Raw genomic sequence first — 19519 nt, 5'->3', positions numbered from 1 at the left:
CCCAGCACACTTCCACGACCACCCACACCAGTCCCCGCACCGCGGGGTGATGAAAGGAAACAACGAACGATGTGGTTCCAGAACAATAAGAAGAAGGCAGGCGCCGTTCTCGCGCTCGCCGCCAGCGCAGCCCTGCTGCTCTCGAGCTGCTCAGGCGGCGACGCCGGCAACGGCGGATCCGAAGGCGGATCCGAAGGATCGGGCGCGAGCATCACCTTCCTGCCGAAGAACCTCGGCAACCCGTACTTCGACACCTCCAGCAAGGGCGGCAAGGCCGCGGTCGAGGCGCTCGGCGGCACCTTCAACGAGGTCGGCCCCACCGAGGCCACGCCCGACGCGCAGGTCAGCTTCATCAATACCGCGACCCAGCAGGGCGTCGGCGCGCTCGCCATCTCGGCGAACGATCCGAAGGCGATCTGCGACGCGGTCAACGAGGCACGCGACAACGACGTGAAGGTCGTCACCTTCGACTCCGACACCAGCGCCGACTGCCGCGACCTGTTCGTGAACCAGGCCGACGCCGCCGGCATCGCCCAGGTGCAGGTCGACATGATCACCGAGCAGATCGGCGACAAGGGTGAGATCGCCGTGCTCTCGGCCGCCGCGAACGCGACGAACCAGAACGCCTGGATCGACCTCATGAAGGAAGAGCTCGAAGCGAACCACCCCGACGTCGAGCTCGTCGAGGTCGTGTACGGCGACGACGACGATCAGACCTCGTTCGACAAGACCGCTGCCCTCCTCCAGACCTACCCCGAGCTCAAGGGCATCGTCTCGCCGACCACGGTCGGCATCGCAGCCGCAGCTCGCTACCTCTCGACCTCGGACGCGAAGGGCGAGGTCGCACTGACCGGGCTCGGCACCCCGAACCAGATGCGCGAGTACGTGGAAGACGGCACCGTCACCGAGTTCGCGCTCTGGAACCCCGAGGACCTCGGTTACCTGACCGCGTACGCGGCGAACGCGCTCGCCACCGGTGAGATCGAGGGCAAGGAAGGCGACACCTTCGAGGCCGGCGACCTCGGCGAGTACTCGGTCGGCGCCGACGGCGTCGTGCTCCTCGGCGATCCGTTCCGCTTCAACGCGGACAACATCAGCGACTTCGACTTCTAAGCCGCCCCGGGCGCGGGGATCCTGATCCGAGATCGTCAGGATCAGGATCCCTCCGCACGCTCTCCGCTTCACTCCCCGACACCCCACTCCCCCATTCGCCCGCGAGCCTCTCGGAGAATCACATGCGAGTCTGCTTCCAGATGCAGGTCAAGCCCGACCGCCTCTCCGAGTACGCCGAGCACCACGCCGCGGTCTGGCCCGACATGCTCGCGGCGATCGCAGACGCCGGGCGCCGCAACTATTCGCTCTTCCTCCGCCCCGACGGACTGCTCATCGGGTACTACGAGACCGATGACGACGACGCCGCCCAGCGCGCGCTCGAAGCCGACCCGCGCACCGCCGCGTGGGAGGAGAAGATGGCCGACTACTTCGTCGCCCTGGCCGGCCGCCCCGACCAGGCGGCCCCCCGACTTTCCGAGGTGTTCCACCTCGAAGACCAACTCGCGCGCCACCACGCGGGCACGAATCGCGCATAGCGCAGCATCAGACAGAAAGCCGCAGAACATGAGCACCCAGCTGACTCCCGAAATCCTCAGCACCCTCGAGAAGCAGTCCATCGAGGTCCCGTCGTGGGCCTACGGCAACTCGGGCACGCGCTTCAAGGTGTTCGGCACGCCGGGCACGCCGCGCGATCCGTTCGAGAAGATCGCCGATGCGGCCGAGGTCAACCGGCTCACCGGCCTCGCTCCGGCTGTCGCGCTGCACATCCCGTGGGATCTCGTCGACGACTTCTCGAAGCTCCGCGCACACGCCGAAGATCTCGGCGTGCAACTCGGCACCGTGAACTCCAACACCTTCCAGGATGACGACTACAAGTTCGGCGCCCTCACGCACGAGGACGCCGCGATCCGTCGCAAAGCCATCGACCACCACCTGCAGTGCGTCGACGTCATGGACGAGACCGGCTCGCGTGACCTCAAGATCTGGCTCGCCGAGGGATCGAACTACCCGGGTCAGGCCGACATGCGCGGCCGTCAGGATCGCCTGCAGGAGTCCCTCCAGGAGATCTACGCCCGCCTCTCCGATGACCAGCGCCTCGTGCTCGAGTACAAGTTCTTCGAGCCGGCGTTCTACCACACCGATGTTCCCGACTGGGGCACGTCGTACGCCCAGGTCGCGTCGCTCGGAGAGAAGGCCATGGTCTGCCTCGACACCGGGCACCACGCCCCTGGCACCAACATCGAGTTCATCGTGATGCAGCTGCTGCGGCTCGGCAAGCTCGGCTCGTTCGACTTCAACAGCCGCTTCTACGCCGATGACGACCTGATCGTGGGCGCCGCCGATCCGTTCCAGCTCTTCCGCATTCTCGTCGAGGTCGTGCGCGGCGACGGGCTGAACAACCCCGACGTCAGCTTCATGCTCGACCAGTGCCACAACGTCGAGGAGAAGATCCCCGGCCAGATCCGCTCGGTGCTCAACGTGCAGGAGATGACGGCCCGAGCCCTGCTGCTCGACCGTGACGCACTCGGTGCGGCGCAGCGCTCCGGCGATGTGCTCGGAGCCAACGCGATCATGATGGACGCCTTCTACACGGATGTGCGGCCGGCGCTCGCCGAGTGGCGCGAGTCGCGGGGCCTGCCCGCCGACCCGATGGCCGCGTACGCCGCCTCGGGCTACCAGGCGAAGATCAACGCCGACCGCGTCGGCGGCGCTCAGGCGAGCTGGGGCGCGTAACCGCCTCCCGCCCGTCCCCACCCTCCGTCCCCACTCCTCCGTCCCCACTCCTCCCTCCCCATCTGCGAGCGGGGTCACTTTGGGAGCGTGTTGCTGTGTTTTCGACCGCGACACACTCCCAAAGTGACCCCGCTGCGGGTGTTGGGGTGGGTGAGTGGCTGACGCGGGTACCGAGGGTTGTGGCGGCGATGGCGAACTCTGGGCGAACAGCTGCGCGTCTCGCGATAGGATCGTTCAATGAACCATCCTCTTCACTGCACCGGGCGGTAGCCCGTGGCGACTATTCGAGACGTCGCCCGCCTCGCAGGAGTGTCCTCGGGAACCGTGAGCAACGTGCTCAACCGCCCCTCGTATGTGCGCGCCGACACTCGCGAACGGGTGCAGCGCGCCATCTCCGAGCTCGACTTCATCCCCGATCAGCGATCGCGTCAGTTCCGCCCTGGCCGTACGCGAACCATCGGCATCACCGTCGCCGAACTCGGAAACCCGTTCTTCGTGGATGTCGCACTCGGCGCCGAAGCGGTGTGCCGGGAGCGCGACCTCGGAGTGGTGCTCTGCAACAGCTCGTACGATCCGCAGTTGGAGTCCCAGAATCTCGACCTGCTCGTGCAGCAGCGCGTGCAGGGCATCATCATCTCTCCAGTGGACGAGCGCAGCTCCCGCCTCGACATGCTGAAGGATCGCGGCGTGCCGATGGTCTTCGTGGACCGCGTGGGCGACGACCGCGACGTCTGGTCGGTGGTGATCGATGACCGCGAAGGCGGACGGCTGGGCGCTCGGCACCTGGTCTCGCGTGGGCACCGGCGCATCGCGTTCCTCGGGCATCCGCACCGCTCCCCCAAGGTGAGGTCGCGGTACGAGGGCGCTCGCGAGGTCGTGCATCAATCAGACGGAGACATCACCCTCGAAGTCGTGACCACGGCATCGTGGACCGTGGACGAGGGCCGGCGCCTCGGCGCGGCCCTCGCAGCGCGCCCGCACGACAAACGACCGAGCGCGGTGCTCTGCGCGAACGACATGCTCGCGCTCGGCCTCATCCAGGAGCTCGTGCGCTGCGGCTTGCGCGTTCCCGACGACATCGCCGTGGTCGGTTACGACGACATCGAGTGGGCATCGATCGGAGCGGTACCGCTCACGACCGTCGCACAGCCCAGAGAGCGGTTGGGCCGCACGGCGGTCGAGATGATGATCCAACTCATCGACCGGCCGGGCCCGCTTCCGCAGGCCAACCACATCGTGCTCGCTCCCGAACTGGTCGTGCGCTCCTCCACCTGATCGGGGCGGTCTCGCAGCACAGGAACGGGCCCCGCTGCACAACGCGGGGCCCGTTCCGTGCCTCTCGGCGGGTGGACCTAGAACGCGGGTTCGACGTCTTCGACGTTCTCCGCAGTGACGACCGTCAGCGGAATGGGGATGCGATTCTCAACGGTCTCGCCCGCCGCGGCCTGGACGATCGTCTCGAGCGCGAGCTTGCCGTCCTCGACCGGCGACTGCACGATGGTCGCGTAGAACTGACCGTCGCGAATCGACTCGAACGCGTCCTGCTGGCCGTTGATACCGACGATCGGCGGAATCTCCGCAGGATCCTTGCCCGCTTCAGCCCACGCGTCGATGAAGCCGCGCGCCATCGTGTCGTCGTTCGCGTAGACGCCGTCGATATCGTCCCCGAAGCGGGTGATCAGATCTCGGCTCGCGACGAGCGCCTTCTGCTGATCGAAGTCGGCGTTGACGGTCTGCAGCACCTCGATGTCCGAGCCGATCTTCTCGAGCTGCTCCGTGAATCCGTCGGTGCGTCCGATACTCGTGCCGTTGCCGGCCTGGCCGGCGATGATGACGACCCCGCCCTCGCCGCCGAGCGCCTCATCCATGGCGTCCGCCGAGAGCACTCCCTCCTCGTAGACGTCGGGGCCGGTGAAACTCTCCACCAGCTCGAGCGCCTCGTCGTCCATCGGCGAGTTGATCAGCACGACCGGAATGCCCGCCGTCTGCGCCTGGATGAGCCCCGGGATGTACGCCTGCGGATCGAGCGGCCACAGCACGATCCCATCGGGGCTGCGTCCGATGCACGTCGTCAGCTGCTCAGTGCCGGTCTGGACATCGAAATCCTGGCTCAGCATGGTGACTTTCGCCCCCGCCTCGTCCGCTGCAGCTTGAAACGCCTCGTTCGCGGGAGTGGCGTACGCGTGCGACTCGGCGGCGGTGATGTAGCAGATCTCCGCCCCTGCACCGGCTTCGGCGTCGGGTGACTCGGCGGCGGAATCGGCTCCTGAAGTCGAGCAGGAGGCGAGGAGGAGTGCCGCGGCGAACGCGGTCCCTCCGAGGAATACCTTCTTGATCATGCGGGTGTCCTTTCGGTTTCGTGTTGACGGGCGACATCCCTCTTCGGTGAGAGGCGCCGCAGCAGTGCGGTAGGTGATACATCAGTGCCACGCTTCGCGTGGGTCAGACGGTCGAGCAGGATGAGGAGGAGCAGGATGGCACCGGTCACGATGTCCTGCACATACGCGGGGATGCTCTGGTACTCCATGGCGGTCGTCAGAGCGGCGAGGGTGAGCAACCCGCCGAGTGTGCCGAGGGCCGAACCGACGCCTCCCTCGAGCCGGGTTCCTCCGATGACCACCGCGGCGATGGCGGTGAGCACGATCGTGTCGCCGAAGACCGGGGACCCCGTATTGGAGGCGATGCCGAACGTCACCCCTGCGAGACCGGCCATCAGACCGCTGAAGGCGAATGCTCCGAAGAGGTACCAGCGCGACCGGATGCCGCTCGCCGCCGCACTCGTCGCGTTGCTGCCGACCGCGAACAGGTTTCGCCCTGAGACCATCCGCGTCAGCCAGACATGCAGCAGGAGAATGAGCACGACGAAGATGAAGACGCGCGTGGAGAGCGTGCCGAGGACCGGCTGCGTCAGAGGAATCCCGAAGAACGGATCGATGCCGCTGACGGGCCGCGAATCGGTGATGAGGTGGCACACCGCGCGGAATAGCAGCATCGAGGCGAGTGTCGCGACGAGGGAGTTGATCCGGAGCAGCACCACCAGCACCCCGTTGCAGCAGCCGGCGAGCAGTCCGATGCCGAGGCCGGCGATGGCCGCGGGAACCTGACCCATGGATTCTTGGAGACCGACTGCCGCGATACCGGACAGCGCAAGGATCGCGCCCCCGGAGAGGTCCAGTTGGCCGGCGATCAGCACGACCGTCAGTCCGATCGCGATGAGTCCCATGGTCGCCACGCGATCGATGCCGAGGCTGAGCGTTCGAGCTTCGAAGAACCCGGGGACGAATGTGGCGGCGATGACGAGTGTCGCGATCAGGATCACGATGACGCGGTAGCGCACCAATCCGAGCAACGCGAGACTCCATCCGCCACGCAACGGTGATACCGCGCTCATGAGCGGCCTCCCTTCCGACGGAGGTAGATGTCGAGCGATACAGCGCCGACGATGAGCAAGCCCTTCGCGATCCCCTGGACCGCCGTGGGTACGCCCTGCAGCACCAGGATGTTGTTGAGCAGGGCGACGAACAGGAGTCCGCCGATCGCTCGAGGAATGCTGCCCGACCCGCCGAGCAGACTGATACCGCCGACGACAACGGCCGTGATCGCGTCGAACTCGTAGCCGACCCCGATCGCGGGCCTCGCCGTCTGCAGGGTGATCCCGAGCAGCGCGCCCGCAAGCCCGCTCAACCCGGCGGTCATGACGAACGCGGACGCTCGGGTTCGTGCAAGCGGCACCGCACTCGCCCGCGTGGCGTCAGGATTGCTTCCCGCCGCATAGACCCAGCGACCGAGCGTCGTTCGCGAGAGCACCAGATGGCCGATGACTGCGACGATCACGAAGATGATGACGATCACCGGGATCCCGAACACCCGACTGTTCACGAAAGCCTGGGCGTCGGCGTCGGAGCCGTACACGATGACCCCGCCGACGCTCCACTGCGCGATGCCGAGCACGATGGTGCTGACGCCGAGTGTCGTGATCACGGGGTTGATGCGCGCATACCCGATCAGGATGCCGCTCACGACCCCGGCGCCGCACGCCGCCAGAATCCCGACGAGCGCTGCCGCGAAGGTGCCGATGGCCGGTTGGAGGCCGAGGGTGAGAATCGCACCGACGGCCACGGTGGCCGGGACCGAGAGATCGGCCAAGCCGCGCGTGATGAAGACGAACGTCATACCCACCACGATCACGCCGAGTATCGAGATGTTGATCAGCACGTTGACCAGATTGCCGACCGAGAAGAACCGGTCGGAGAGCAGCGTGCCGATCACGAGGAGCAGCACGATGCCGACGGGCATTCCGATCACCGGACCGAGGCGCGCCCCTAGATTGGCGCGGGTGACCCGGCTCGTGCCCGGCACCCCCGTGATCGTCGTATCGAGTTTCGTATCGGTCATGCGTGCGCCGCCTCTCCCGTTGCCGCGAGCATCACGGTGGCCTCGTCGGCTTCGGTTCGATCCAGTTCAGCCGTCACGCGCCCCTCACTGAGCACGTATATCCGGTCGCTCACCGCGAGCACCTCTGGCAGCTCAGACGAGATGAGCAGAATCGCGGTGCCAGCGGCGGCGAGCTCGCCGATGATCGCGTGGATGTCTGCCTTCGCGCCGACGTCCACCCCGCGCGTCGGCTCATCGAGGATGAGCACTCGGGGTCGAGCGGCGAGCCATTTCGCGATCACCACCTTCTGCTGGTTGCCGCCGCTCAGGGTGTCGACGGCGCGTTCGATGACCGGCGGTGAGACCCCGAGCGTCTCGACCTGCTCGCGCACCAGGTCCCGTTCGCGCGAGCGGGAGATCCATCCCGCGGTCGAGAGGCTCCGCAGCACGGGGAGCGAAACATTGTCTTTGATGGATGCGGAGGGCACGATGCCGTCGCGCTTCCGATCCTCTGGCACGTACGCGATGCCCGCAGCGACTCCCTGCGCCGGTGTGCGCGCGACCAGCTCGGCTCCATCGACGCGCACGGCGCCCGCCTGCGCACGATCCAAGCCGAACACGGCCCGCGCGACTTCCGTGCGCCCCGCCCCGACGAGGCCCGCCAGACCCACGATCTCTCCTGCGCGAACGTTCAGCGTCACGTCGGAGAATGCTCCGGCTCGCGTGAGCCCGTCGACCTCGAGCACGACGTCCCCGATCGGGACGACGCGTTTCGGGAAGATATCGGTGAGATCCCGACCCACCATCAGGCGGATCATCTCCCCCGCCGTCAACCCGTCCGAAGCCCGGGTGTCGATCTGCTGACCGTCGCGCAGCACCGTGACCTGGTCGGCGAGATCCAACACCTCGCGAAGCCGGTGACTGATGTAGATGATCGCGATTCCATCGGCGCGCATGCGGCGCACGATGTGGAAGAGCGCCTGTGCTTCGTGCTCGCTCAGTGACGATGTGGGTTCGTCGAGCACGATGATGCTCGGGTGCTGCGCGTACGCCTTCGCGATCTCGACGATCTGCTGCTGGCTCACGGTGAGCGACCCGAGAAGCGCCGAGGGATCGATCCGAGCGTTGAAGGCGTCGAGCACGGCAGACGCGGCATCGGAGAGGGCCCGACGACGCACGAAGCCGAACCGGGCAGGGGTCGCGCCGAGCATGATGTTCTCCGCGACCGTCAGATCCGGCACGAGATTCAGCTCCTGGTAGACCATCCCGATACCGCGCTTTCGCGCGTCGATGGGTCCGGCGATCCGGGTTTCTGAGCCTCCGAGGACGATGGAGCCAGCATCCGGCTGATACACACCGGCGAGGATCTTCATCAGCGTCGATTTCCCTGCGCCGTTCTCGCCGACGATCGCGTGCACCTCACCGGCTCTGGCGACCAGATCGACATCCGCGAGTGCCCGGATGCCGGGGAACGATTTCGAGATGCCGCGCATCTCCAGTGCGACGGTCATGCGGATCCTCCTGACTCGGGTGAGCTGCCGACCCGGCTCGCTCCGCAGTGGAATTCGAGACGATAGTCCGCGCTCTCCCCGGCGGCGAGCATCGGCAGGACGCCGGCCTCGCTCGCGGCGGCACGGCCGCGGCTCCAGTCGACGTTCGTCGGTTCGAGCCCGAGTACGTAATGCCCTTCTCCCAGCATCTTCCACTGGTGCAGCGCCGGCAGCGAGGCGGTGTCGAACCGCACGGCGACGCGGACATCGCGCGTCGGGTTGTCGAGCGACACCTCCGCGATCCCCTGCCCGGTGAAATCGTGCTTGAACACCTGTTCGGCGTACCCCGGAACCGGCCCGGTGATCTCGAACCACTGCGAGAGTCCGTGTTCCGCGTCAGCGTCACGAGGGGACACCGAGACCGACGGCACCTCGAGCACCGAGCCGTCGTCGAGCAGAGGCCACCCGAGATTCGCGTGGTAGAGCACCATGTGCCCGGCCGCCGCCGAACCTTCGTTGGTCACGCGATCCTCCACCACGATCGACGCCCCGCCGAGCGGTAGGGTGATGCGGCGGGTGAGCAGCAGGTTGTCTCCGAAGACGCTGGCCTGACGCACCTCCGCTTCCACCACGAGTTCGGCGTCGGTCACCTGCGCCCGAGTGACGACCGACGGCGTCGAACCGATTCGGCCGTGCATCGGGTACTCGACTCCCGCCACCGTGCTCGCTGGGCCGTAAGTGTCGAGCCCGCAGGTCGCGAGCAGACCGCCTCCGAACGTGCGGAGCCACTCGGTCCCCGAATCCACGGTGAGGCCGGGATCGGCGAATCCGGTGGGAGAGTGCCAGGCGATCGGGACGCCCCGGTACGCCACCGCGCCGATGTCGAGTGCGCGATCGGGGTGCAGCTCGACCGTCAGCCCGCCACCCGAGGTGAGCACGATGCGACGAGCGCCCCGAGCCGCGCCCTGCGTCTCGTCGAATTGATCGATGCGGGCGAGCTGATGGAGCGAGCCGGTGCGACGCCTCACCTCCGCGAGTGTCCGGCCGTACAGCTTCGGTTGAGCGGACATCGTTAGAGTCCCAGCTCGACGCGTTCGCTCGCGAGCTGCTGATTGCCGGGCCCGAAGTGCTTCAGAATGACCAGATCGTCGGTCGTCGACGTGTTGACCACCTGCACCCCGCCCGATGCGGCGCCCGCCGTGATGAAGAACTCATCGCTCGAGAACTGCCCATATCGGATGCTCGAGATCGCCGCGATGTGCTGCCCGCCGATGCTGCCGTGCCCGGCGACCGCGATGAGTCCGTGCGCGTCCCGGTCGCCCACGGTGACGGACCCGCCCGGAGCGACGGTGAGTTCCTTGGCGCTGAACGCAGTCGCGCGGTAGGTGATCCAGCGCTCCGTGTACTCAGGCGACCCGGCGCGGCTTTCGACTGTCTCGACCGGCGGAGTGAAGCGGTGACTCCAGAAGTCGGCGTCGATGTTCAGGTCCCAGTCCGCGAGATCGACGATGAAGTCCAGGTCGCCGACATTGCTCGCGGGCACGTCCTTCCACATCAGTTCGTCCGGAACCTCGCGATTGTTCGACCACGACTCGGTCATCGCGAACACATCGCACGCCGCCTGAGGCTCGTAGGTGCACATGCTGGCCGGTGCGTGCAGGACACCTGCGGGCACGTCCCATCCGGTGCCAGGGGTGATGCGATACGCCTTGGACAGGTCGGTGATGCGGTTGTCGCCGCCGCGGAGGAAGGCCGCGAGTTTGTCGCGGAGCTGCTCTTTCGTGACCTCCGGGTGAAGCCCGAAGAACGTGTACGGGAACTGTCCGCCATGGTTGTTCATCTGCGGCGGGAAGTAATAGGCCTCTGGCTTGCCGGGCTTGCCGACGAGGGCGGCGTGTTCATCGCGGTGATGGATGTGGAACGGCAGCGGGAACTCGTTGTCGAAGAACTTCGAGTACATCGGCCAGAGGCCGTGCGACTCCCACAGCGCACCGATGGCATCGCCCTTCGCGTGCGCGATGAGTTCATCGAGCGGGATCACCCCGCCGTCGGGATCGCGCACGAGGCTCAGACCTTCGAACGGGTCGGTGCGCGGCCCGTTCTCGGCCCGGATCGCACTCGCCAACCAACGCTCATCGATGCCGCCGCGCTCCTTGCCCAGCGGGAAGTAGTCGTCTGGGTGCAGCCGGATACGCCGACCCGGGGTGCAGAACGCGCGCGGCACCCAAGCGGGAGCGAGACGCAGCACGCCGTTCGCATCGTTCATCGCGCGTTCGATCGCGGCTTCAGAACTCGTGACTCCCGCGTATGGACCGGCCTGTGCCATTACTCACTCCTTTGTGGTGATGCTGCGTACGCTTCTCTGGTTCATTGAACCAAGCAGGTTTCATTGAAACTACCAAATTGTTTCGCGCGGCACAATAGGCGGTGGGGCCGATACGGAATCGTTACCCCGAAACTCCCTGCAGCGCTGCGCGATCGCTCGACACGGGCGCTCGCGCTCCCGCCACATTCCCGGACCGTGGACGCCGAAATGGATCAATGAAGCGGTGGACCGGCGCGCACGACGCACCGCTGGCCCGCTCCCACCGACCGCGCGGCGCCGCCGCCGCCAAGCGAACCGGGCCGCCAAGCGAGCCGGGCCGCCAAGCGAACCGGGCCGCCAAGCGAACCGGGCCGCCAAGCGAGCCGGGCCGCCAAGCGAGCCGGGTCACTTTGGGAGGGTGTCATGCTGGTATTCGACCGCGACACCCTCCCAAAGTGACCCCGCTGGAAGTTGGCCGTGGTCGGTGGTGGCAGGGTCGCCGCGACGGGGCAGAGGGCGCGTCGATTCGCGCGGCTCAGCGGCGGCGGTCGTTCAGGGCGCTGAGCGTCGCGAAGTGAGCAGTCCGTTCCGCGTAGGCCGCTGTCAACAGGGCGTCCGGCGTGAAGCTCGCCTCGAGTTCACGACCGTGCGAGCGGATCGCGTCGAGCGAGTCGATCGCGCCCGTCGCGATTCCAGCAAGCATGGCCGCCCCCTGCGCCGCACCGTGCCCGCTCGCGGGATGATCGACGCGCACCCCCAGCACATCGGCCTTGATCTGCGACCAGGCGCGCGATGCCGACCCGCCGCCCGTCGATACGACGCGATCGATCGGGAACCCCGCCTCGCGAACCGTCGCGATGTCGCGAGCCAGGGCGAGGGCGTTGCCCTCCATCGCGGCGAGCATCAGATCAGAGGCGGTCGTCGCGAGCGATATGCCGTCGATCACTCCGCGGGAGTGCGGATTCCACCCCGGCGTGCGCTCGCCGGCGAGGCTCGTCACCATGGTGAGCTCGCCGGGTCTCGGCAGCTGCAGGAGCACGGCGTCTTCGCGCAGGTCCGTTGCGCCTTCGAGGCCGTTCACCCAGTCGATGGTGGCGCCCGCGGTCACCTGCGCCGTGATGAGCAGATCGACGTCCGCCACGCAGTGCCGCGTGTGGATGAAACCGGGAACGCGTGTGCCGCGCGGTACCGCGAGAATCGTGACGCTCGAGAACCCGGTCATATCGACGAGCGGATCGCCGACCTCGACCACGCCGGCTTCGAGCGCTGAACCGATCGAGTCGATGCCTCCGGCGACGACGCTCGCCCCCGCGGTGATGCCGGTCGCCTGGGCTGCCTCGAGTGTGACGGTGCCGACGATCGTTCGCGCGGCCACGATGGGCGGCAGATATGCGAGCGAGTCTTCGGCATCGAGCAGCGCCGCGTCGAAGGCACCGGTTTCGTCGTCGAAGCCCTGCATGAGTGCGGCCGTCGTGTCGTCGAGCGCGGCGACGCCGCTGAGACGGCGCACGATGAAGCCGTTCGCAGACAGCACATGCTCCGCGGCGGCGAGCGCCTCGGGCCGGTGCGCGGCGAGCCACGGCAGCTTCGCGGTGCCGAAGAAGGGATCCGCGCCGTTGCGCGAATGGGGAACGATCTCCGCGATCCGCTCAGCTTCGGCCGTCGCCCGCCGGTCGAGCCACGTGAGCGCCGCACACGTCGGCGATCCGCTCCGATCCACGGGCACCAGTGTCGGAGCCTGCGCGGTGACGGCGACCGCCAGTACCGTTCTTCCGGCGACGACCTGCCGCGTCAACGCGCAGACCGCCTCCCACCACGCCGTCGCATCCTGCTCGGCGGCCGCGCCAGCGGTCGCGGTCGGGTATCGCTGCGACGCATCGGCGACGAGCGTGCCAGCCCGATCCGTCGCGACCACTTTCACCGAACTCGTACCGACGTCGATGCCGAGCAGCAGTTGGGTCATGGGGTGAGTTCCTCTTCGTCGAAGGGTCCGGTGACGGTCGCGCCCTGCCCAGCACGGGCCAGAGCAGGCTACCGCCCCAGCGCGGTCGGGCTCGGCGCGGGGCGGGTGATCGTGGGGGACGGCGCCTCGACGAGCGGGTGCAGCAGCGGTTCGCCCGAGAAATACCGGCGTATCTCCTCCGCCACGCCGTCTGCCGCGCGATCCGCGGTCTCACGGCTCGCTCCGGCGATGTGCGGGGTGAAGACGATGTCGTGCCCGGTCGCCGCCAAGCCGAAGATGCGGTGCGTGAAGTCGACCGGTTCTTCGGGGAAGACGTCGAACGCGGCGCCCGCAAGGTGCCCGCGCTCCACGGCATCGGCAACGGCGTCGTAATCGACGAGGCCGCCCCTCGCGGCGTTCACGAGACGCGAACCCGGGCGCATGAGTGCGAGCCGTTCGGCATTGACCATATGGGTCGTCTCGGGAGAGAGTCGCGCGTGCACGGATACGAGATCGGATTGCGCGAAGACGTCCTCGATGCTGGGCGCCGACCGCACGCCGGAGCCCAGTGATCCCGATTGCACGTACGGATCGTAGACGAGCACGTCGGCTCCCATGGCTGCGAAGACACCTGCGACGTGCCCGCCCACGGCGCCTGCGCCGAGGAGCCCGATGGTCGACCCCTTGACCTCGCCGCCGACCTCCTCATGCCGATAGAACTCTCCCCGCCACTCGTGAGACAGCAGCGTGTTGTGCGAGAGCGGGATGCGGCGGAGGAGCGCGAGCGCGAGCCCGATCGTCATCTCGGCGGTGGAGATGCCGTTGCGGCCCGGGACATTCGCGACGGCGACTCCGCGGGCCCGCGCGGCGTCGAGGTTCACGTTCGTCGGGCCGCCGCGCGAGACCGCGATCAGACGCAGGTCTGGGCAGGCCGCGAGTACGCGTTCCGTGAGCGGCGCGAGCTGCGTGGCGATGGCGGTGACCCCGTCGAGCGCTTCGATGAGTTCCTCCTCCGTCCCGGAGGCCTCGTCGACCTCTCCCACTCGCCCGAACGGCGCGTCGGGCCACGGGAACTCGATCTCCCTCACCTCGATCTCGGATCCCGGGCCCCCAGCCCCGCTCAGGGCGAGTTCGATCGCGCTGCGAAGACGGGTCGACCGGATGAACAAGTCTCCGGCCGCAAGAATGCGTGTCATGTGTCTGTCTCCTCGACGTTCGCCTGCCGTCGCGCGACGGTGCTGGCAGTGACAGGGCGGCGCGACCCGATCCGGTTCGCGCCGCCCCCGATATCTGATTAGCCGCCGAACATCTCGTCGAAGTAGTCCTGCGCGTTGCTCTCGTCGATCACGGTGATCGGCATGAACTGGTCCTTCTCGACCTCTTCGCCGTTCAGCAGGTCGGAGGTGATGTCGATCAGCGTCCGCCCGTGCGCTTTGCCGCCGCCGAGGCTGATGGAGCTCTTCTGCGGGTCGCCCTTGATGATGTTCTCGATCTCGATCTGGGTGGCGTCGATCCCGAACAGTCCGAAGGAGTCGAAGTCGGTGATCCCGCTCGCCTTGACTCCCTCGTTGCCGCCCTGCGCGCCGCCGCCGCCGATCGTGGCGATCATCTTCAGATCGGGGTTGGCCTGCAGGAAGTTCTCGGCGTTCGTCACGCCCTCCTCGGCGGTCAGCGCGGAGTTCGTCGCGACGAGTTCGGCGTTCGGCGCGATCTCCTCCACCGCGTCCTTGATGCCGTTCGCGCGATCGATGATCTCGGGGAACGTCGGCAGGTCCATCAGCGCCCACTCGACGACGTCCTCATCGCCGTGGTTCTCGTTGATCCACTCCGCAGCGGCTTCGCCGTTCGCGTACCCGGTCTCGTATGCATCGACCAGGTACTGGGCGTCGTAGTTGTCGAGCACCTGGGTGTACCCGACGATCTTGATACCCGCGTCCTGCGCCTTCTGCGTCGCCGCCTTGAGCGATTCCGAATCGACGGCGCAGATGATGATCGCGTCCACATCCTGCTGGATGAAGTTCTCGATCTGCGTCACCTGCGTGGCTGCATCGCTCTTGGCGTCGACGTAGTTGACCTCGACGCCTTCCTCGGCGCCGTAGGACTGCGCCTCCTGCACGAGCTCAGCCCAGACGGGATTGGAGAGATCGGAGAATGTGACGCCGACCGAGAATTCGGTGTCGGACGGAGCGGCGCTGCTCCCGCCGGAGCTGCACGCTGCGAGACCGAGCAGCAGTGCTCCTGTCGCCGCAATCGCAGTGATCTTCTTCATGGGGTTCCTTTCGTTGGTTTCCGCGAGAACGGAGGGTTCAGGAGAGGGGGACGGTCGCGGTCTTCGGTTCAGCCGTCGGCCCTCGTGAGATGGACACGCCACCGATCTGCTTGCGCCGCCCGCCGGAGCGCTTCGAGGTGGCGTCGTAGATCACCGCGACCAGCAGGATGAGGCCCTTGATCACGAGCTGCACGTACTCGCTGACGTTGAGCAGCACGAGACCGTTGTCGAGCACGCCGACGATGAGCACGCCGATGAACGCACCGAACAGGCTCCCGCGCCCGCCCATGACGCTCACGCCGCCGAGCACGCATGCGGTCAGCACGCTGAATTCGAACCCGGCTCCGGTGGCCGACTGCGCCGAGTTCAGTCGAGACAGCAGCAGGATCGCGCCGACGGCGGTGAAGAGGCCGCTCACTGCGTAGACGAGCAGCAGGGTGCGTCGCGTATTCACACCGGACAGGCGCGCCGCCTCGACGTTGTTGCCGATCGCGTAGAAGTACCGACCGATGTAGGTCTGATTCGCGATGAAGTACCCGATCGCCCAGACGAGGGCGAGCACGATGACGGAGATCGGGATGCCGATGACGGCGCCCTGCCCGAGCACGGAGAAGCCGCTCGGGAAGCCGGAGATCGGCAGGCCCTTGGAGAGCAGGTAGCTGACGCCGTTGAGGATCGTCATCATGGAGAGGGTGACGATCAGCGGGGCCACACCCGTCAGGGTGATGATCAGCCCGTTGATCAGCCCGATCACGACGCCGAGCACGAGCACGAGTACGATCGCGAGCGGCCAGGGAACGTCGAATTGCGCCATCATGATGCCGCACACGACGACGTACAACGAGATCTGGTAGCCGACGGAGAGGTCGATGCCGCCGGTCAGCAGCACGAACGCGAATCCCACGGCCACGATCCCGAGCGTCGTGACCTGGCGAAGAATGTTGAACAGGTTGTTCGCGTCCAAGAAGTTCGGGGAGAGCGCGCTGAAACCGATGATGAGCAGCACCAGCACCAGCACGATCCCGAGCTCGTGCAGTCGCGGTCGGAACTTCGAGATCATGCGAGGTCTCCTTCCGAAGCCAGCGTGAGGATGGCTTCCTGAGTGATGTCTTCCGATTCGAGCAGCCCGCGTTGCAGGCCCTCCTGCAGCACGACGACCCGGTCGGACATGCCGATGAGCTCTTCCATATCGGAGGAGATCATCAGGATCGTCTTCCCCTCCTCCGCGAGCCGGTTCATGATCAGGTAGATCTCATGCCGCGCCCCGATGTCGATGCCCCGGGTGGGTTCATCGAAGATGAGCACTTCCGGGCTCGTGGCCAGCCACTTCGCGAGTACGACCTTCTGCTGATTGCCGCCGCTCAGATTGCCGACGATCTCGGCGCCGCTCGGCGCCTTGATGCGCAGCTCGCGCATGTAGCGGTCGGAGAGTTCGCGCTCGGCCGCGGTCGAGATGACGCCGGCGCGCGACATCGCCGGGAGCCGTGGCAGGGAGATGTTCTGCTCGATCGAGAACTCGAGGATCAGGCCGTGCCGTTTGCGGTCTTCAGGGACCAGGGCGATGCCGTTCCTGATCGCCGCGATCGGGTTGAGCGAGAGCACCGAGTTGCCGTGCAGGGCGACCGTGCCGGATTCCGGCCGTTTCGCCCCGAAGACGAGCTCCATGAGCTCGGTGCGACCGGCGCCGATCAAACCCGCGAACCCGAGGATCTCTCCCTTTCGCGCGACGAAGCTGATGTCGCGCACGCCGTTGCCGGTCAAGCCGGTCACCGTCAGCGACGGTTCGGTCAGCACGTTCGTGCGCGTCGGGTAGTCTTCCCCGAGCTCACGGCCGACCATCATCGAGATGAGTTCGCGCTTCGTGGTGGCGGGGGTGTCGACCGTGCCGACGTACTGACCGTCGCGCAGCACGGTGACCCGATCGGAGAGCCGGAAGACCTCTTCCATGCGGTGCGAGATGTAGACGATGGTCATGCCCTCGCGCTTGAGCACGTCGACGATCGCGAACATGGCGTCGACCTCGGAGGCGGTGAGCGGCGCTGACGGCTCGTCCATGATGAGCAGCTTCGCCTCCTTCGACAGCGCTTTCGCGATCTCGACGATCTGCTGGTAGCCGGTGGTGAGCGTCTCGACGAGGGCGTTCGGCGCGATCGATACTCCGAGTCGCTCGAAGAGCGAACGCGATCTCGCCGCCATGGTCTTGCGGTCGAGCACCGGCCCCTTCATGATGAACTCTCCGAGAAAGACGTTCTCGGATGCGCTGAGGTTCGGGAAGAGCGTGAACTCTTGGTAGATCACCGCGATCCCGAGCTCCCTGGCCAGCTGAGGCGTGAGCCGTTCATGGACCACCCCATCGACGGCGATCGTGCCGCTGGTCGGGGCGATGGCGCCCGAGAGGGTCTTGATGAGCGTCGACTTGCCCGCACCGTTCTCGCCGATGATCGCGTGCACCTCACCGGGCCGCAGGTCGAGACTGACACCGTCGAGTGCGCGAACCCCGGGGTATTCCTTCACCAGCCGGTCGACCTGCAATGACAGACCTGCCCCGCGGCCGGTGGCCGTCGATACGTCCTGTAGGGACATTGCTGCACGCTCCTCACGTCATCGTGGCGTCACCTTCAAGACATGAGTGTGTTACAAGATGTGAGGTTTTGTCAACTTTTGTGAAGTAACGATGACGCAACGGCGCACCCAGGCCCCACGGACCCGGACCACCGCCTCGGCGCGTCAGCGCAAGTCGGAGACGAGGCGGCGGAACGCCGCGAGATCACGAGCATTGGGGGCGAGCTCGGTCGCGAGGGTGTCGATCTCATCGATATCAACGGCGTGCGCGACGGAGACACTGCCGAGCTTCTCGCTGTGCACGCCGATCAGCACGCGCTCCGAAGCACGCGCGATCGCCCGCTTCACCTCGGCCTCCTCGAGCGTGCTCTCATGGCAGCCCCGCTCGTCCAGGGAAGCGGCAGACGCGAAGAACGCCGAGAAGTGGACGCGGGAGACGAAGCCCGTGGTGACGGGCCCCACCAGCGAGTCGCTTCGCCGATCGGCCGCTCCTCCGGTGAGCACGGCGGTCAAGCCGGGCCGCTCCTGGAGCGCCTGGAAGGTGAGCATCCCGTTCGTGACGACGGTGAGGTCTCCCGACCCGGAGATGCGCTGAGCGAGCTGATGCATCGTGGTCGACGAGTCGAGCGCGATCATTCCGCTGGTCGGCACGAGCGGAAGCAGCTTCTCGGCGATGGTCGCCTTCTCGGCGGCCTGAGACTGCTCGCGGCCGTGAAAGCTCACGGGACCGGTGTACATGGCGCCGCCGCGCACCCGGCGAATGGTGCCGCCCAGCTCCAGGCCGTCGAGGTCCCGTCGAACGGTCATCTCGCTGACGCCCAGCTCCGATGCGGCCTCGGCCAGCGAGACGCGCTGGAGCGCACTGAGCCGCTGCAGCAGCCAGGCGCGTCGTTCTTCGGCGGCGAGGGAGACCATGGTGGTCCTAGCGTAGTAGCGCCGGGTCACTAAGCTCAGAGACATGGCCGTGAACGGAAGCATCGAGGGAGAGCGGCGGCGCAGAGAACTCGTCGAACTCGCGCGCACCGCGGGTGAGATCTCCATCGAGCAGGCCGCGACGCAGTTCGACGTCTCGACGATGACCATTCGGCGCGACCTGGAGATGCTCGAGGTCGAGGGATCGGTGCGACGGGTGCGCGGGGGCGCCGTGCCCGCCACCGGCCCGCGCAGCTACGACGAACGGCTTGCGACCCGTGGGAGCGCGAAGCGCGCGATCGCGCGCAAGGCACTCGATCTCGTGCCCCGTCGAGGTGCGATCGCCCTCGACGCATCGACGACGGTCAACGCCCTCGCTGAGATGCTCGGCGATCACGGCGCGCTCACCGCGTGCACCAACTCCGTCCAGACCTTCGAATTGCTCGCGCGTCTCGGCGGCGTGGAAGCCCAGTTGACGGGCGGTGCGCACGAGGCGATCACCGGCAGCCTGGTCGGCCCGATTGCGAACGCCGGAGCGCGCCTCCTGCACACGCGCGTGTTCTTCACCTCCTCCGACGGGATCAGCCCGGAGGGAGGCACCTCAGAAGCGTCGCTCGCGGAAGCCGAGGTGAAGCGCCACCTCGCGCAGTCCGCCGACGCGACCGTGCTCTGCGCCGACTCGTCGAAGCTCGGAAAGCGCTCGACCGGCATGGCGCTCGAGCTCTCCGCCGTTTCGACGCTCATCACGGAACTCGACCCCGCAGATCCCAGGCTCGATCCGTATCGGGACCTCGTCGAGATCCGATGATGCACGATCGCTTGTCGAGCATGTTATTTCGTGTTAAATTCACACGAAGCAACAAACGGCAGCTCCGGAG

General features: G+C 66.9%; 17 protein-coding genes. 5 read left to right on the top strand and 12 right to left on the bottom strand.

Annotated elements, in window-relative coordinates; genetic code table 11:
* The first annotated feature begins 69 nt into the window (after positions 1-69).
* From rhaS to JSQ98_RS11480, 4 genes are all read left to right on the top strand, one after another.
* Positions 70-1113, top strand: coding sequence for a rhamnose ABC transporter substrate-binding protein (gene rhaS / locus JSQ98_RS11495; protein WP_200330525.1), 1044 nt, complete (start codon positions 70-72; stop codon positions 1111-1113).
* A 122-nt stretch (positions 1114-1235) separates the two neighbouring features.
* Entirely contained in the window at positions 1236-1589 is a 354-nt protein-coding gene (locus JSQ98_RS11490; RefSeq protein WP_090146074.1) for an L-rhamnose mutarotase, read from the top strand.
* A 28-nt stretch (positions 1590-1617) separates the two neighbouring features.
* Complete coding sequence (gene rhaI / locus JSQ98_RS11485; protein ID WP_090146072.1) at positions 1618-2787, top strand: L-rhamnose isomerase; 1170 nt, start codon at positions 1618-1620, stop codon at positions 2785-2787.
* A 273-nt stretch (positions 2788-3060) separates the two neighbouring features.
* Entirely contained in the window at positions 3061-4062 is a 1002-nt protein-coding gene (locus JSQ98_RS11480; protein ID WP_090146070.1) for a LacI family DNA-binding transcriptional regulator, read from the top strand.
* Positions 4063-4139: 77 nt separating this feature from the next.
* Here JSQ98_RS11480 and JSQ98_RS11475 read toward each other — a convergent pair whose 3' ends face one another.
* The 12 genes from JSQ98_RS11475 to JSQ98_RS11420 all read right to left on the bottom strand — a co-directional run bounded on the left by JSQ98_RS11475 (position 4140) and on the right by JSQ98_RS11420 (position 18644).
* On the bottom strand, positions 4140-5126 hold the full coding sequence (locus JSQ98_RS11475; protein WP_090146067.1) for a sugar ABC transporter substrate-binding protein: 987 nt from the start codon (positions 5124-5126) through the stop codon (positions 4140-4142).
* Positions 5123-6178, bottom strand: a complete 1056-nt coding sequence (locus JSQ98_RS11470) for an ABC transporter permease (RefSeq protein WP_211649805.1) — start codon at positions 6176-6178, stop codon at positions 5123-5125. The genes JSQ98_RS11475 and JSQ98_RS11470 overlap by 4 nt, the downstream gene beginning before the upstream one ends.
* Positions 6175-7182, bottom strand: coding sequence for an ABC transporter permease (locus JSQ98_RS11465; protein ID WP_090146063.1), 1008 nt, complete (start codon positions 7180-7182; stop codon positions 6175-6177). Before JSQ98_RS11465 ends, JSQ98_RS11470 begins: the two co-directional genes overlap by 4 nt.
* Positions 7179-8672 (bottom strand): sugar ABC transporter ATP-binding protein, encoded by a 1494-nt coding sequence (locus JSQ98_RS11460; protein ID WP_200330531.1) that lies wholly within the window; start codon positions 8670-8672, stop codon positions 7179-7181. Before JSQ98_RS11460 ends, JSQ98_RS11465 begins: the two co-directional genes overlap by 4 nt.
* On the bottom strand, positions 8669-9679 hold the full coding sequence (locus JSQ98_RS11455) for an aldose 1-epimerase family protein (protein WP_346728781.1): 1011 nt from the start codon (positions 9677-9679) through the stop codon (positions 8669-8671). Before JSQ98_RS11455 ends, JSQ98_RS11460 begins: the two co-directional genes overlap by 4 nt.
* Before the next feature lie 44 nt (positions 9680-9723).
* Positions 9724-10977: a cupin domain-containing protein gene (locus JSQ98_RS11450; protein ID WP_211649803.1), complete on the bottom strand. Its 1254-nt coding sequence runs from the start codon at positions 10975-10977 to the stop codon at positions 9724-9726.
* Between the two features lie 514 nt (positions 10978-11491).
* A complete protein-coding gene (locus tag JSQ98_RS11445; RefSeq protein WP_211649802.1) occupies positions 11492-12919 on the bottom strand; it encodes a xylulokinase in 1428 nt (475 codons plus the stop codon).
* Between the two features lie 68 nt (positions 12920-12987).
* On the bottom strand, positions 12988-14094 hold the full coding sequence (locus JSQ98_RS11440; protein ID WP_211649801.1) for an NAD(P)-dependent oxidoreductase: 1107 nt from the start codon (positions 14092-14094) through the stop codon (positions 12988-12990).
* Positions 14095-14192: 98 nt separating this feature from the next.
* Positions 14193-15167 (bottom strand): sugar ABC transporter substrate-binding protein, encoded by a 975-nt coding sequence (locus tag JSQ98_RS11435; RefSeq protein WP_211649800.1) that lies wholly within the window; start codon positions 15165-15167, stop codon positions 14193-14195.
* A gap of 37 nt (positions 15168-15204) precedes the next feature.
* Positions 15205-16227, bottom strand: a complete 1023-nt coding sequence (locus tag JSQ98_RS11430) for an ABC transporter permease (RefSeq protein WP_200330541.1) — start codon at positions 16225-16227, stop codon at positions 15205-15207.
* Positions 16224-17750 carry a sugar ABC transporter ATP-binding protein gene (locus tag JSQ98_RS11425; protein WP_211649798.1) on the bottom strand — a complete coding sequence of 509 codons (1527 nt, stop codon included), beginning with the start codon at positions 17748-17750 and terminating at the stop codon, positions 16224-16226. Before JSQ98_RS11425 ends, JSQ98_RS11430 begins: the two co-directional genes overlap by 4 nt.
* 144 nt (positions 17751-17894) lie before the next feature.
* Positions 17895-18644, bottom strand: coding sequence for a DeoR/GlpR family DNA-binding transcription regulator (locus JSQ98_RS11420; RefSeq protein WP_211649797.1), 750 nt, complete (start codon positions 18642-18644; stop codon positions 17895-17897).
* Between the two features lie 43 nt (positions 18645-18687).
* Here JSQ98_RS11420 and JSQ98_RS11415 point away from each other — a divergent pair, with 43 nt between their 5' ends.
* Positions 18688-19449, top strand: a complete 762-nt coding sequence (locus JSQ98_RS11415; RefSeq protein ID WP_211649796.1) for a DeoR/GlpR family DNA-binding transcription regulator — start codon at positions 18688-18690, stop codon at positions 19447-19449.
* The last annotated feature ends 70 nt before the right edge of the window (positions 19450-19519 follow it).

Source organism: Leucobacter manosquensis, assembly GCF_018304845.1.
In the GTDB taxonomy this organism is placed as follows: Bacteria; Actinomycetota; Actinomycetes; order Actinomycetales; family Microbacteriaceae; genus Leucobacter; species Leucobacter alluvii.
The sequence above is the reverse complement of the archived record's forward strand: the minus strand, read 5'-3'. Positions and strand labels throughout refer to the sequence as shown.

What these genes read in the sequence shown, in the direction of transcription:
- rhaS (WP_200330525.1), top strand. Translation starts at nt 70, where the DNA reads ATGTGGTTCCAGAACAATAAGAAGAAGGCAGGCGCCGTTCTCGCGCTC.
- JSQ98_RS11490 (WP_090146074.1), top strand. Translation starts at nt 1,236, where the DNA reads ATGCGAGTCTGCTTCCAGATGCAGGTCAAGCCCGACCGCCTCTCCGAG.
- rhaI (WP_090146072.1), top strand. Translation starts at nt 1,618, where the DNA reads ATGAGCACCCAGCTGACTCCCGAAATCCTCAGCACCCTCGAGAAGCAG.
- JSQ98_RS11475 (WP_090146067.1), bottom strand. Translation starts at nt 5,126, where the DNA reads ATGATCAAGAAGGTATTCCTCGGAGGGACCGCGTTCGCCGCGGCACTC.
- JSQ98_RS11470 (WP_211649805.1), bottom strand. Translation starts at nt 6,178, where the DNA reads ATGAGCGCGGTATCACCGTTGCGTGGCGGATGGAGTCTCGCGTTGCTC.
- JSQ98_RS11465 (WP_090146063.1), bottom strand. Translation starts at nt 7,182, where the DNA reads ATGACCGATACGAAACTCGATACGACGATCACGGGGGTGCCGGGCACG.
- JSQ98_RS11460 (WP_200330531.1), bottom strand. Translation starts at nt 8,672, where the DNA reads ATGACCGTCGCACTGGAGATGCGCGGCATCTCGAAATCGTTCCCCGGC.
- JSQ98_RS11450 (WP_211649803.1), bottom strand. Translation starts at nt 10,977, where the DNA reads ATGGCACAGGCCGGTCCATACGCGGGAGTCACGAGTTCTGAAGCCGCG.
- JSQ98_RS11445 (WP_211649802.1), bottom strand. Translation starts at nt 12,919, where the DNA reads ATGACCCAACTGCTGCTCGGCATCGACGTCGGTACGAGTTCGGTGAAA.
- JSQ98_RS11440 (WP_211649801.1), bottom strand. Translation starts at nt 14,094, where the DNA reads ATGACACGCATTCTTGCGGCCGGAGACTTGTTCATCCGGTCGACCCGT.
- JSQ98_RS11435 (WP_211649800.1), bottom strand. Translation starts at nt 15,167, where the DNA reads ATGAAGAAGATCACTGCGATTGCGGCGACAGGAGCACTGCTGCTCGGT.
- JSQ98_RS11430 (WP_200330541.1), bottom strand. Translation starts at nt 16,227, where the DNA reads ATGATCTCGAAGTTCCGACCGCGACTGCACGAGCTCGGGATCGTGCTG.
- JSQ98_RS11425 (WP_211649798.1), bottom strand. Translation starts at nt 17,750, where the DNA reads ATGTCCCTACAGGACGTATCGACGGCCACCGGCCGCGGGGCAGGTCTG.
- JSQ98_RS11420 (WP_211649797.1), bottom strand. Translation starts at nt 18,644, where the DNA reads ATGGTCTCCCTCGCCGCCGAAGAACGACGCGCCTGGCTGCTGCAGCGG.
- JSQ98_RS11415 (WP_211649796.1), top strand. Translation starts at nt 18,688, where the DNA reads ATGGCCGTGAACGGAAGCATCGAGGGAGAGCGGCGGCGCAGAGAACTC.